We start from the raw sequence: 13742 nt of genomic DNA on the forward strand, positions 1-13742 counted from the left end.
TCGTCTGACGCCAACGTTCTGCGGAAGCTGACGCTTTTTGCCTACCGTGCGGAATCGTTGCAGGCTGTTGTTGACCGGATCAAAGATGACAGCAAAATGATGTAATTCATATCGTCGGCAAAACACGATGGCCGCCTGTGCTCTCGCGCAGGCGGCTTTTTTGCATGCAAAGCCCCCGTCCCGGCCGAAGGAGGCGCGGGACGGGGGTGTTTTTGGGAGGTTTTTTTCGTGGTTAGCCGCCGTTCGCGTTTTTGGCGGTTTCCACGGCAATAGTCAGATCAAGGGCGGCATTGGTGTAGACGTCAAAGGTGGTGCCCCCGGCGTCCGTTTTGGTTCCATCGCTGGCCCAGCCGCCGTCCAGCTTGACCTTGCCGTCATCCTGGATAGTGATACCCTTGCCCGACAAATCGTTCATGCTGGTCAGGCTGGCTGTGCCCGGCCCGTTGAGCACGACCTCAATGTTCGCGGTATTCCCGCTGTTGAGGCCCTTCAGGATGGCATCCATATCGCTGTTGTTGACGGACGTGAGCAGCACGTCCGTGCCGTCGCCGCCGTCCATCATGCTGTTGTCCTTGCTGTAGACCAGAAGGTCGTTGCCTGCGCCGCCGTAGAGCGCATTCACGCCTGCGCCGCCGTCAAGGAAGTCGTTGCCGTCGCCGCCGTGCAGCGTATCATCGCCCGCGCCGCCGTAGAGCCTGTCGTTGCCGTCACCGCCGTAGAGGATATCGTCCCCTTCACCGCCGTAGAGCACGTCGTTGCCCGCGCCGCCGTTGAGGGTGTTGTCCGCATTGTCACCGAACATCAGCTTGCCGCCCTTTGTATCCCAGTTGTCCGCGTCAATCTTGAGGTTCAGTGTGCCGCTGACAGCTCCCTTGCCGTCGTCCGCCTTAAAGCTGAAGCTTTCCGTGCGGTCGGCGGCTGCGGTTTCGCCCAGCGTCTTGAGCGCGGCTTCGCTGGTGTTCAGGGTGTAGGCATAGCTGCCGTCGGCCTCCACTTTCAGGGTGCCGAAGGTCAGAGCATGTTTGCCCACAGCGTCTGTGTCGCCCGTTGTGAAGGTCAGGGCATCGCCCTCCGCGTCTGTGGCGAGCACGCCCGACCAGGGGGCGCTTTCTCCGCTCACGGGCACGGGAGCAGCATTGGTTCCCAGCACCTTGACCTGGGTAGACGCATAGGTTGTCTCGTACGGATCCTTGACACCGATCTTGATGTCAAACGTCTCACCGTGCTCGCCGCTACGCACCATCGCGGCCAAGGCAGCCTCAGCCGCAAAGGTATACGTTGTCCACTGGGCATTTGCATCAGCGCGGGTAAAGGTGAACGTGCCCACGCCAGCAACGGTCGCCGTGCCTGTAGTGGCGTTTATCGGCGTTACTGCATGGTCTGTTCCGTTATGCTGCACCAGCAGCGCAAGCTTCGGCTGATCCAGAATATCCACGTCAGAGTAGGTCAGGCTGCCACCGTCAGCGGTACTGCCGAAAAGCGTAATCTCCGGGGCATCGTTGACGCCGGTGGCCGTGATTTCCAACTCGTTGCGGGTCCAGAACTCGCCATCGGTATTGTGCGCTCGTATGCCGAGATGCACCTTGCTTTCGCTGTTTTTGACCGTTTGATCCTTTGCCAGCGCATCGCTGGGCGTATAGGTGTACTCTCCGGTTTTGGCATTGAGCGCAAAGGTGCCGTAGGCATTGGTGTGCATGAGCATGTCGCCGCTCTTTGTGAACGTGCCGCCCCAGGCATCGGTCACCGGGCCAGCTTCACCCCGGTATTCCAGAACCGTTTTTCCATCCGCACCACGATAGAGGATGCCGAAGGTAAAGGGCTCGGCATTGTCTCCGTAGTCTTTGCTCTCCAGATATTTGAGTTCGAAACGCCCCGTTCCGACTTCGCCTTCGGTCACGGTAATGTTTGTCGGGCCTGCATCCGCTGCCAGCAGATTGTCCCTGACGCCCGTGATGGTGACCTTGATGCCGTTTGGGTTTTCCTGTGTTGCACCGAACTTGTCTCTGGTGACAACGGTGAAGATGTCATCATACAGCTCACCTTCATTCATGGCATAGACAGCATCCGCCTTTGGATGGTCGCCGTGGAACAGCGTGTAGGTGTATTTTCCGTTGGCATCCAATTCCAGCGTGCCGTACTTGCCCTCCCATGTGGTGGGGCCGGTCTGCGTTACTTCGCCATCGACCTTGATGCTGAACGAGATGTCCTTGGCATCGCCGTCAGGATCGCTTGCCTTGAGCTCTCCTGTCTCCGGCGCAGCCGCCGCACCACTTTTTTTGTGCTGCGTCAGTCCCTTGCTTTCGTTCATGGTCAGCACGGGTGCGTCGTTGGTGCCGGTGATATGAACTGCAACCTCGGCTTCGGCGCTGTTGCCGGCCTGTCCGGCATTGACGATCACCGCTCCCCTGACCGTGATCTGCTCACCTTCAGAAAGGTATTTGAGACCATCAGCATCGGGAAGGAACTCGTATTTTCCGGTGGTCGGATGGAGTACGAACTCTCCCACCACCTTGTCGGGTATGCCATCATTATCGGTATCCACCTTGGCCGCACTGTGCCACCTGCCGTCGGACTCCAGCGTGCCGTCCCTGAGGCTGTAGCTGAAGTTTTTGGCCTCCGCATCGGCCTTGTCCACATCGGTGGCCACGGCCTGACCTTCTACAGGGGCCGTCTGTCCCGCCACCATATCCAGGGAGGAACCCGCACCCGCAAGACCGTTGCTGTTCAGGGACAGCACAGGCGCGTCTTCCGTGCCCGTGATCTTGATGGTGAGGGGGACCGATGCTGTTCCGCCGTGTCCGTCACGGGCAATAATGTACAGGGTTTCCGTAAGGGGCTGGCCCCCCTTGAGGGACTGCACGGCGTCTATCTCGTTGTCCAAACGGTAAGTATAACTGCCATCGGGTTTGACGAAAAGCGTACCGTACTTGCCCATAACCGCGGAGGTTCCCGTGCCGGAACCATCGACGCTGGCGCCGAAGGTCACGGTGTCGCCGTCCGCATCGACAAAGTCGCTCTTGCTGATGGAGCCCGTGGCAGCCACATACCCGTCAGCGCCCTTGGCGTCCTCGGTGGGCGTGAGCGCGGGCAGGGTAACAGATGTGGTGGGCGGAGAATTCAGCCCGTTGAGAGTGACGGTCACGATGGCTGTGTCTTCAAGCCCGCCATCATCCTTCACCATGACATTGAATTTTTCCTCGTGCGAGCCGTGCGGCACATTGACGCCGGAACGCACCGTGTATGTGTAAGTGCCGTTAGCATTGACGGTCAGATCGCCGTAGGTGCCGTGAATCACGTTGCCTGTCACACTCTGTCCGGCATTGGCCGCACCCGGGCCAAAGATCAGGATGGCAGTATCGCCCTTGTCCATATCCTCGGCTATAAGGGTTCCCGAAACGTGGGCACCGCCGTTTTGCGCCACGTCCTCTGTAAGGATGGGGTTATGTTCCTTTTCCAGGAACTCCGGCCTGTCGGCTGTGCCCTCCACCGTGCAGGCAGGCAACGTGACCGTGCCACCGTAAAAGTTGCCCACTGTGGGCGAGACAAGGGGAATGCTGTCGCCGACGTCCAGTTGCTGAACAAGGGGGTTGCCGTTGTCCAGCACAAAGCGGTATTCGCCGGTAATGGGATTGATGATAAAGGTTCCGAGCCGATTGCCATCCGCGTCCACACCAGGTACAGACTGCACTTTCTTGCCGTCTTCAGTGACGAAGTAGTAGCCGCCATGCACGGAAGGGCTGGCGGTTACATGACCGCCGGACACGGAAACATTCGCCAAGCCGCGGCCGTCCACATCGCCGTTGTCTTCCCTCACTGCGGGGAAAGGATCATCCGCCGCCAGCGTGACGGGAGAACCGGGGCCGCTGACCCACTTGTCAAGCGGGCCGATGTTGACGGTAATGTCTTTCTTTTCCGAGTAGGCACCTTCCTTGTCGCGCACATAGATGGTGAACGTGTCCGTCATGTCCGGATGCGTCTTGCCGTCAGAGCCGTAGTTGGCATTGTTGAACACGTCAAAAGTGTAGGTGTATTTTCCGGTCGCCGCATCGATACTCACCGATCCGTGTTCAAGCTGCAGGGTCTGCACGGGCTGACCGTCGGCGTTCACCAGGCTGAAGGAAGTTTCAGAAGGCAGGTTGTCCGCGTCCTTTGCCGTGGCCGTGCCTGTGGCGATATAGCTCGCTTCCGTATGACCCTGTTCCGTCAGGCTCAAATTTTCCACGGAGGTAATTTCCGGGCGATCATTGGATCCCTTGATGGCGACGTTGATGGATCCGGCCGTGGAATAGCCGCGATCATCCTGTACGGTCACGGGGATGGAGAGATCAATCCTGTCATCAGGCGTCAGTGCGTTGACCGTCGGGCTGGAGTTATTGAGGGTGAACTTCCACGAACCGTTGGTTTCGCACTCGATGGTTCCGAGGTAGTCGGAAGGCTGCATGGCGGAATACGTCCTGTCCGGAAGAACAAAGAGCTTTGTCGCCGTGTCGGGCGCGCCGTCTCCGTTGATATCCAGCCCGAAGGTGAAGGTGTTCGCGCCGTGATCCGTAGTGTCCACCCTATCAGCGGAGAGCGTGCCCGTCACAAAAGGAACACCCGGTTCCGCTGTGTAGTCCGGCGTTGAAGGCCGGCCCGATTTCCAGCCATCTTCCGTTACGCGGCCACCCGCGCCGGACAGGCCGGGAGCGTCATCCTGGCCTTCCAGACGCCAGTAGAGAGTCGTCGTGTCAGAGGCGTTATTGATGTCCTTGACCTGCACTTCGGCGCGCACGTCAAGATATTCGCCTTCGGCTTTTGCCTTCAGAAGCTCCCGTCCTTTCTCGTTCAGGCTGAAGGTGTAGTTTCCGTCGGGATTAATCTCGATAATTCCGATCTTGTCTCCGCTGGCAGCATCATACGCGTCCACAACGCTTTTGCCGCCCGCGCCGGTGACCACAAGATTGTATGTTCCGGACTCTTCCGAACCGATGTCGGCGTTATCGACATCCTTCGTCCCGATTTTGCCTTTGAAGGAGCCGTCCAGGGCATTGTCCGCATCGGCCTTACGGATGGTGATCACCTTGTCTGGAGTACCGTCGCCGTCAATATCCACCAACGGTTCCTGCGTCACGATTTCCGGCCTGTCGTTGGTACCCACAATGGTGAGCTGGACAGTGCGCTCTACCTCAATTCTGTTCTGGTTGACGACCTTGACCTTGAAGCTGTCACCCAGCGTTGCCTGCCGGTCAAGGGCGTTGACCGCAGGATTGCTGTTGTCCAGCACATAAGTGTACGACCATGTCCCGTCAGAATTGGCCGTAACCGTGATTGCACCGTATTCGGCGGCAATGGAGGCTGTGCCAGCGCCCAGTTCATGCCAGTTGCCGTTTTTGTCCTGCACACTGAACGTCAGCGTATCGTTTTTGTCCGTGTCCTTGGCCGCAATAATGCCTGTAGCTTCGGGTTTGCCGGCATAGGGTGCGTTGCCGCCGGGCAGTACGCCCTCTTCCACCAGAGTATGGGTAAGGCTGCCCACATTCAGGACGGCAAGGTCGTCAGCGCCCGTGATCTTCACGGTCAGTGCACCCCTGTCAAACGCGCCGAATTTGTCCTGTGCAACGACCGGGATGGAAAGATCCCTGAGTTCGCCGCCGGCCAGCTTCTGCACGCAGGGGGCGCTGTTGTTGAGTTCAAATTCGTACCTGCCGTCTGCGTACAGCGTGATTTTGCCGTAGTAGTTGGAACCGTCTGCAGACTCGATTTTGTCTACCAAGTTACCGTCTTTGTCCACAAAGGCGATGGCCTTGTCCGCAAAAGCCAGCAGTTTTCCGGATGCGGTTTCCAGATACAGCTTGGCCGTGTCGTTCTGGTCAACATCAGAAGCAGCCACCTTCCCCGTGAGAACATATTTGCCATCAGCAATGGGGTGGTCTTCAGTGAAGCGCAAAACAGCCGTTTTCTCGGCGGTATCCGCAGTGGCGGCGTCCATGTCCAGCACGGGCCTGTCGTTGGTGCCCTTGATGGTGACTCTCAGGAAACCGCTCCCCGTTGCGCCGTGCTCGTCCGCAGACACAACTTTGAACGACACTGTCTCGGAGTCTCCTTCAGCCAAGGCCTGCACTTTGGCGCCCGCATCGTTGAGCACAAAGGCGTATTCCACCTTCTCCGTTCCGGAATAATCGCCCTGATGCCAGTCGGTGGACCGGGTTTTCAGATAAAGGGTTCCCCATTCGTTGGTCAATGCCTGGGAATTGAAGGGCGTATACCCCGCAGGGGCGTTGGACCAGTCGGTCGGCACGGTGTCGCCGGATTGGGCCGTCAGGCTGTACCGCACTTTGTCTCCCTCAAAGTCCATTACCCCCATTTTCCCTTCTGCAACCAGACGGTGTTCACTCTCCGAGAGCCTTGCAGGCGTGGTGTCAGAAACGGTGTCAGTGTTTTCAGCAGGGTTGATCTGCAAAGGATAGCCTTCGCCGCCCAGGGCGTACACACCACTTTCCTTGACTTCCGGGCGCGGCCCGGGGTTGATAGGAGGCGCGTCATTGGCACCCTTGATGGTCAGGGTAAATGCCTTGTAGTCATACGCGCCGTGCGTGTCCTGCACAGCTACGGTGAAGTCCAGATTTTTGGTCTGGTTGTCGTCCATCTGTTGCACGACTTTGGCTTTGTTTTCCAGTTCGAAGGTGTATGTGCCCGTGCTGGTCATGGTCAGCGTGCCGTAATAATTGCCGTCTGCGGGAGCCGTGGCCGACAGGACGGGATTGCCGCCATCGTCCACCACATAGAGCTTCGTGTATACGGTCGCTTGCGGTTCGGAATCGGTGGGGACCGTCATGACCAGACCGAAACTGAGATTACCCGCATCGTCGCTGTCCCAGTCCGAAGCGGTGACCGTGCCGCTTGCGGGCTTGGCAGGAATTCCGTGTCCCTGTTCCGTGACGGGCAACGAACTCCCGCCGGAAAGTTTGGGTTTATCGTTGGTGCCCTCGATGGTGATGGTGATGGAGTGGGCGGCATCAGCCACCGTGGTCACGGTTCCGTCACTGACCGTGGGCGTGAAGGTCAGCTTGTGCGTGCTGCCTTCAGCCAGTTTGTCGGCCGGGCTGCCTTCATTATTGTTCACAGTGAACGTATAGTTGCCGTCGGGCTTCATGGTCAGGGAGCCATAGTAATTGTTGTCCGAAGGGGGCGTGGCCGAAAAAGTGCCGTCGCCCAAGGCATAGAGAGTCATGTCCGTCACCGGAGAGCCGCCCAGAGCCAGACCAAAGATCAGCGTGTCGCCGGCATCTACGTCGTTGGCGGACAGCGTGCCGGAAAAGGAAGGCGTATCACTTGCCGCCTTGTTTTCGGCCAAGATAAGGCTGGTGGTTTTGTCGCCAGCAGCGAACACGCCGCTCTCTTTTACTGTGCCATTTCCACCACCAGTGAAGGTCGGAGCGTCGTTGGCGCCGTTGATGGTCACCGCGAGGGGCGTTGTGCTCCACGCGCCGAATTCGTCCCTGACGGCCAGATCGACCTTGATATTCAGCTTGTCGCCGTCGTCCAGCTTGTCCACGCAAGGGGCCGCGTTGTTCAGGGCAAAAGAATACTTCCCGCTGGCCTGATCCGTCATGGTGAGCGTACCGAAATAGTTGCCGTCTGCGGGAGGCGTGGTTTTGAGGGTGTAGCCGTTACCGGTGCCGGTAGGCACGGCATACAGGATGGATTCCAGGTTGCCTTCATAAGCAAAGCCATAGGTCAGCGTCGCCCCGCTGTCGTGATCCGTTGCCGTGACCTGACCGTGGATGGGCTCTGTGGTTACGTTTTCCGTCACACTGGTGACACCGCCATCCCAGCCTGCGCTGTCGGCGAACACGGGCTGGTCGTTGGTGCCCCTGATGATGACATCAATGCGGTTCGTGTCGGGGGCCAAGGCCGTACCATCGCGCAGGACACCGTATTCCATGTCCCTACCGCCATGCTCGTCATGCACGGTGGGCCGGAACTGCAACGTGACCTCCTGGCCTTCGGCCAGGCGGTTGGTCGCGCCTGTGCCTGTCGTATTGGCAAGGGCAAAGGAATACTTCCCGGTGGTGGAATTGATCTCCAGCTGGCCGTAGTTGGTGCTGATGACGGTGGTGGAGCCGGAAGTGCTCACGCCAGTGACGTTCACCGGAGTGCCGTCAACCTCACCCACCACGGAACCGGCAACCAGGGGCGAACCGTCCGCATTCACAATGCCGTAGGTGAGCACGGCGCCGTTGTCGGGGTCTTTGGCCACGATCTGTCCGGTCATGCTTGGCCTGTGTTGTGCGCCACCGACACCACCGTCAGCGGTAGTGGTGTTCTCCAGAGGATTGAGCGCGACGGTGCCGTCCGCAACACCGTATGTTCCGGCAAACACACCGTCCTCTTTCAAAGCGAGATCATCCACGCCCCTGATGTCCGGCGCGTCGTTGGAGCCGACAATGGTCAGATTGACGGGCTGGGTCACCACGTTGCCGTGCCCGTCGTCGAAAGAAAATCTGATGGCTTCGTTGTATTCTTCACCTTTGGCCAGGCGGTCAACAGGGCCGCCTGGCGTTCCCGTACCGCTCTCAGGCTCCTTGAGGGCATAGGTATAGGTGATGGTGAGGTTGCCTCCGCCGCCCGAGGTCACGATCTCCAGGGTGCCGTAGTCGCTGTCTACCGTCGTGGTGCCGCCGATGACAATGGGGATCGCCTTGCCGCCCATATACACAAAGCCGCTCAGGGGGTCGCCTTCGGGGTCAGAAATGGAGAAGGAAACCGGCGACGTTTTGACCTCCGCGCTGTGGGCGGTGCTCTTGCCGTCCCAGCCGCTCTCGGTCAGCGTATCAACAAGGGGGGCTCCGCCGGTGGAAAGCACCGGGGCCTTGTTGTCGTCCCGCAGCAGGCCGTCGCCCTGCCAGTCGTCTTCTGTGCGGTTGGCGAGGTTCATGCCCCAGTCCAGGCCGTCCAGATGGTTGATGCCGTCAAGCAGGTCGCTGTTGGCCCAGTCGTTGTAGCGGGCCGCGCGGGCTGCGGCTCCGGCTCCGGGGCCAGCCGCCGGGGCGAGGTCCGGACCGAAGGCGTTGAAAAAGTCGGCTCCGGCCACAAGCTGGCCGTCGACCACAAAGTCCGGAATGTTGTCTTTGTTGAATTCTGTATAAAAATTGGGAACTTCCACGCTTGCGCCGTCTTCAAAGCGGAAGACGAGGTTGTCGCCGGATTTTTCGAGCGTGGCCTGATCTGCGGGGAATTGCAGCACAAGGCGGGAATCCGCGGGAGCGGCAACAACGGCCTGCTGGCCAGCCTGGGGACGCGAAAGAAGAATATCTGCCATGACATGTCTCCGTCAGTGGATAATAGGCAAAGACCCCGCCGCGGAACATCCGCGCGGGGAAATCATCAGGGGGAAAACAAAAGAAATGGTCGCGCACCAGCGCGGCCTGCCGGAACCGGCATTTTTCTTTGGAGCGCGAAAATTCCGCGCCCGAGAAGGCAGTCACAGGGCGAGCCCGAAAAGGCGACTCGCGCAAACCGGAAAAACTTCCGGCGCGGCTCAAGCATGGCAAAAGCCGCCAAAAACGTCAAGGGAAAAAAGGTTTTTGTGTCGCCTTTTTTCGGGGGCTTCCGGAGCGGGGGGTGCGGAAATTTTATCTTTTGAAAATATGGACGGGAAGGTGTTTTTTCTGTATTGTTGTGTCGACCCCCTCCTGCTGGCCTGCGCCACAGGAGCCCCGGCTCCCTGCGGAGCCGGTTTTTTTTCAGGAGCGCTCATGGATCGCGTCATTTCTTTTATTGATGGCTTCAACTGCTATCATGCCCTGCTGGAAAGCTGTCACCATGCTGCTTGAGGCCGCACGAGAGAGCTTTGACAAGGCATTTCTCTTCAGTGGTGACAGCGATATGATCGCTGGGGTAAAAGCTTTGAAAAATCTTGCGCCTCATATACACGTCAAAGCGATCATTCCTTTTGGCAGGTCATCCATTGATCTTGCCAACAATTGCCACTCTCAGGCAAAAATAAAACGCTCACATCTGGAAAAAAATCAGTTGCCCCGCGAAATCCCTCTGGGCGGGGGAAAAACGCTGACAAAGCCACAAGAGTGGGCATAATCTGAACGCCCTATTTGCGGCCTTCTGCTGCCCCGCGCTGGCGGGCTATCGGCTGCCCTTGGGCTGCGGACTGTGGGCGATACCCTGCTGCCCAGGGGCTGCCGCCGGGGCGTGAAGGCGGTGCGGGTGCGCCCAAACAACCGGCCGTGCCCAGACGGCGTTTTGCTCAGGGCGTGCACCTGCCGCACGGCAAAAGAAAAGGCTCCCGTTGCCGGGGGCCGTGTGGAATACAAGAACGATCGGAATTTCATTGGAGGCTGAACTTTGCCCAAACGCCCACGCCAGCAATGGCGGGGCAAGCAGCGCCCAAAAGCAGCCAGATGCTCATGAGGGCATCAAGAGTGCTTGCGGGTCAGGTAGAGGCCAAAAACAAAAACCGCAGCGCAAGCCAAGCTGGCAAGAATCCAGGTGGTCATAATCACTGCCCTCCTGCTTTTCGCGTAAGGTACAGGCTTGCCGCAAAGCAAGCCATACCGAGAAAAATTCCTATGGATTGCCCCTGAAAGATGCCCACGGCCATAGCCGCCACACTCATTTTTTCAAGCCAATCCGCTGTACGCTTGAGCATACCGTCTCCACTGGAAAGATAGCCGCTTTCCCGGCGGCCGTCCAGATGCTGATGCCGTGAGTGATGAAAAAATCAAGATTGACGATCCGGCAAATCGCTCGCGGCGATATGCCAAATATGTCCCTTATTGGGGATAGGGCTGTCTGGGGTCATTTGCCCGCTAACCCCAATTACCCCCTTGGCCGAAAAAATCTGGTGCAAAAACAGCATATTCCAATTTGTTTGCAAATCGAAACTCTTTTTTGAAGCTATTTGCCCTCCCATTTTTGCGGCCCTCCTGCTGCCCCGCGCTGGCGGGCTATCGGCTGCCCTTGGGCCGCTGGCTGTGGGCGATACCCTGTTGCCGGGGGCTGCCGCCGGGGCGTGAAGGCGGTGCGGGTGCGCCCAAACAACCGGCTGTGCCGGAGGGCATTTGGCTCAGGGCGTGCAACTGCCGCCAAGGCAAAAGAAAAGGCCCCCGTTGCCGGGGGGCCGTGTGGAATACAAAAACGATATATGGGGATAGCCAGAATCTCCATCGCATTGCCCTGACGAATTGTGGGGCAAAAAGCGTGATGCAGGGAGCCGTCTATTTTATCCAGCCGCGATTGACACCAACCACAACCGCCGTCACCAACACAAATATTGTGATGTAGTAAAGCATGTTACGCCTCCATGTACCATTGTGCGCCCCAGAAGAGGCAGTACACGCCGAGGGCTGTTCCCCAAAACCAGTTGTCCCGGAACAGGGCTGTGGCGACAAGGGCAACGCCAAGCATGGCGAAAACATTTGACCAATATTTTTTCTTCATGCCTACCTCAAGCCATAGATAGCCGCTTTCCCGGCGGCCGTCCAGATGCTTCCGTCCTTCTGTGCGCCACAGGAGTCCCGGCTTCTTGGCCGAGAATGTCCTCAACAGGGCATGAAAAACAGAAAAACAGCGTCCGGGAGCTTTGTCAAAGCCCATCAGCGACCATGCATGGACAACTTTCAGGGCAGCGATTATCATGCCCCAAAGATGCCTGAGCAACGACAAACCTCAATGAAAACCGGGAAAAATATGGACGGGGCCATCACAAAACTGAGCATTGCAGGATTCAAATCCATACGCGCGCTTGAAAACCTTGAGCTGAAGAACCTCAATGTTCTTGTTGGAGCCAATGGCGCCGGAAAGAGCAATTTTATTCAGGTATTTCGCATGCTCATGGCAATGGCGCAAAAAAATTTTCAAAAATTCGTTCTGGAAAATGGCGGGGCAGACAGCTTTTTGCACAACGGCCCAAAAGTTACAGAAAGCATACGCAGCGAGTTTGTATTTTCGTCGCTTTCCCCCCGTGCCAAGGGGGAAAATCAATACAAATTTGTACTGACGCCCACAGTCAATGAGTCCTTTCTTGTTGCCGAGGAGAGAAAATATACGACCACATCCTCCAGAAGCTATGGCACTCCGTCCCCTGAAAGTCGTTTGCATGATTTTCGCAACGAAAGATCGCATGATGGCCAACACAACGGCGTTGGTCATTTTGTCTACCGTTCCATTGCCAGCTGGATGGTGTATCACTTTCATGATACCAGCAACAATGCGGCAATGCGGCGATCTGAAATTGTTGAAGACAGTGCAATGCTGCGCAATAACGCAAGCAATATTGCACCGTTTCTTTTGCGCCTGAAAAAAGAGTATCCGAAAAATTATGCCGAGATTGTCAGCGCAATACGCATGGTCATGCCTTTTTTTGACGACTTCCTCCTGGATACCGTCAAAATGGGCGAAGCAGAAAAGGCAAAGCTCACCTGGAGGCAAAAAGGCTCGGACTATCCCATGCAGCCGTACCATCTTTCGGACGGTTCCATCCGTTTTATTTGCCTTGCCACAGCCCTGTTGCAGCCCGAACTGCCGAAAACCATCATCATTGACGAGCCGGAGTTGGGGCTGCACCCCGAAGGCATTGCACTGCTTGCCGAACTTGTTCACGGTACAGCCCAAAGAACGCAGGTGATCATTTCCACCCAATCTCCCGCACTTGTCGACCATTTTTGCGTTGAAGATATTATTGTGGTCAATCGCAAGAACGGCGCTTCCACTTTTGAGCGCCTCAAAGAACAGGATTTCACTGTTTGGCTTGAAGAATACAGCGTTGGAGACCTGTGGCGTAAGAATGTTATTGCGGGAGGGACTGTCCATGAGTAGCCTTGTGGAAGTTTCTGCCATTGTTGAAGGCCAGACAGAAGCAAAATTTTTCAAGGAAGTGTTGGCTCCATACCTCGGTGACAGGCATGTGTTTGTGCGGGGAATCATTGCGTCCAAACCGGGGCAGAAAGGCGGCAATATCCATTTTGAGCGCGTCAAAAAGGATATTGCCAGCCAACTGAGGCAACGCTCTGACATTTATGTAACACAGTTCATTGATTTTTATGGCATTCATGACTGGCCAGAGTATGCGGCCATACGCAGGATTGCATCGCACACCGAAAAGGCAGAAAAGTTCTGTGCCGTCACCCTGGAAAAACTGCAACATGCTCTCCCCGGGCATGATATGGAGCGGCGATTCATTCCCTATGTGTGCATGCACGAGTTTGAGGCCCTGCTTTTCAGCGACACAACCAAACTGGCTGCCCATTTGGGGGTCGCTCCAAAGCAAACAGAGCAGATTGTCCGATCCTGCGGAGAGCCGGAGCGCATCAACGATTCGGGCAAGACAGCCCCGTCCGGGAGAATAAGAAGCCTGAATGCCCGCTATGACAAAATTGCAACAGGCATCACCATCGCCCGGGATATTGGCATTGCCGCCATGCGCGCGCAGTGCCCGCTCTTTCATGCATGGCTGGAAAAATTGGAAAATCTCAAGCCCCTTCAGTAGCGGCATGCCCAAAAACAGCCGGGCCGCGCTGGACAGCGTTTGGGCAGGGCGCAAAAACTGCCGCAAGGCAGGTGAATGCCCTGGGAACACAAGGGACTGTACTGCGTCTTGCCCGTCGGGCATCGCTGGGATAGGATGTGCGTATGGGAAAAGAGCGCATTCCGCACGATCCTGCGTACAAGCAGTTTTTCAGCAATCCTGAAATGGTGGAATCGCTGCTGCGGGATTTTGTGCCTGCGGATTTCGTTGCGGATCTGGA

6 protein-coding genes are annotated in these 13742 nt (G+C 57.3%); 3 read left to right on the forward strand and 3 right to left on the reverse strand.

The features are described from left to right. Positions 1 to 232: 232 nt before the first annotated feature. Positions 233 to 9301: a VCBS domain-containing protein gene (locus EII23_RS10965; protein WP_124793409.1), complete on the reverse strand. Its 9069-nt coding sequence runs from the start codon at positions 9299 to 9301 to the stop codon at positions 233 to 235. Positions 9302 to 9429: 128 nt separating this feature from the next. On the opposite strand from EII23_RS10965, the gene EII23_RS10970 reads away from it, so the two are divergent. Continuing rightward, the gene (locus tag EII23_RS10970; protein WP_124793410.1) at positions 9430 to 10077 is read left to right on the forward strand and encodes an NYN domain-containing protein; all 648 of its coding nucleotides are present in this window, start codon (positions 9430 to 9432) and stop codon (positions 10075 to 10077) included. 418 nt (positions 10078 to 10495) lie between these two features. Here EII23_RS10970 and EII23_RS12970 read toward each other — a convergent pair whose 3' ends face one another. Together EII23_RS12970 and EII23_RS10975 are read right to left on the reverse strand one after the other, a co-directional pair. Next, a complete protein-coding gene (locus tag EII23_RS12970; RefSeq protein WP_185702375.1) occupies positions 10496 to 10645 on the reverse strand; it encodes a hypothetical protein in 150 nt (49 codons plus the stop codon). Between the two features lie 644 nt (positions 10646 to 11289). Then, positions 11290 to 11634: a hypothetical protein gene (locus EII23_RS10975; protein ID WP_124793411.1), complete on the reverse strand. Its 345-nt coding sequence runs from the start codon at positions 11632 to 11634 to the stop codon at positions 11290 to 11292. A 51-nt stretch (positions 11635 to 11685) separates the two neighbouring features. Between EII23_RS10975 and EII23_RS10980 the strand changes: the two genes are divergently transcribed. Further along, positions 11686 to 12813: an AAA family ATPase gene (locus EII23_RS10980; RefSeq protein ID WP_124793412.1), complete on the forward strand. Its 1128-nt coding sequence runs from the start codon at positions 11686 to 11688 to the stop codon at positions 12811 to 12813. Further along, positions 12806 to 13483: a DUF4276 family protein gene (locus EII23_RS10985; RefSeq protein ID WP_185702376.1), complete on the forward strand. Its 678-nt coding sequence runs from the start codon at positions 12806 to 12808 to the stop codon at positions 13481 to 13483. Before EII23_RS10980 ends, EII23_RS10985 begins: the two co-directional genes overlap by 8 nt. Positions 13484 to 13742: the final 259 nt, after the last annotated feature.

It is taken from the genome of Desulfovibrio sp. OH1186_COT-070 (assembly GCF_003860215.1).
GTDB lineage: Bacteria > Desulfobacterota > Desulfovibrionia > Desulfovibrionales > Desulfovibrionaceae > Desulfovibrio.

Bases quoted from the DNA above. Each gene is read 5' to 3' on its own strand.
- EII23_RS10965 (WP_124793409.1), bottom strand. From the start codon at position 9,301: ATGGCAGATATTCTTCTTTCGCGTCCCCAGGCTGGCCAGCAGGCCGTT.
- EII23_RS10985 (WP_185702376.1), top strand. From the start codon at position 12,806: ATGAGTAGCCTTGTGGAAGTTTCTGCCATTGTTGAAGGCCAGACAGAA.
- EII23_RS10980 (WP_124793412.1), top strand. From the start codon at position 11,686: ATGGACGGGGCCATCACAAAACTGAGCATTGCAGGATTCAAATCCATA.
- EII23_RS12970 (WP_185702375.1), bottom strand. From the start codon at position 10,645: ATGCTCAAGCGTACAGCGGATTGGCTTGAAAAAATGAGTGTGGCGGCT.
- EII23_RS10975 (WP_124793411.1), bottom strand. From the start codon at position 11,634: ATGATAATCGCTGCCCTGAAAGTTGTCCATGCATGGTCGCTGATGGGC.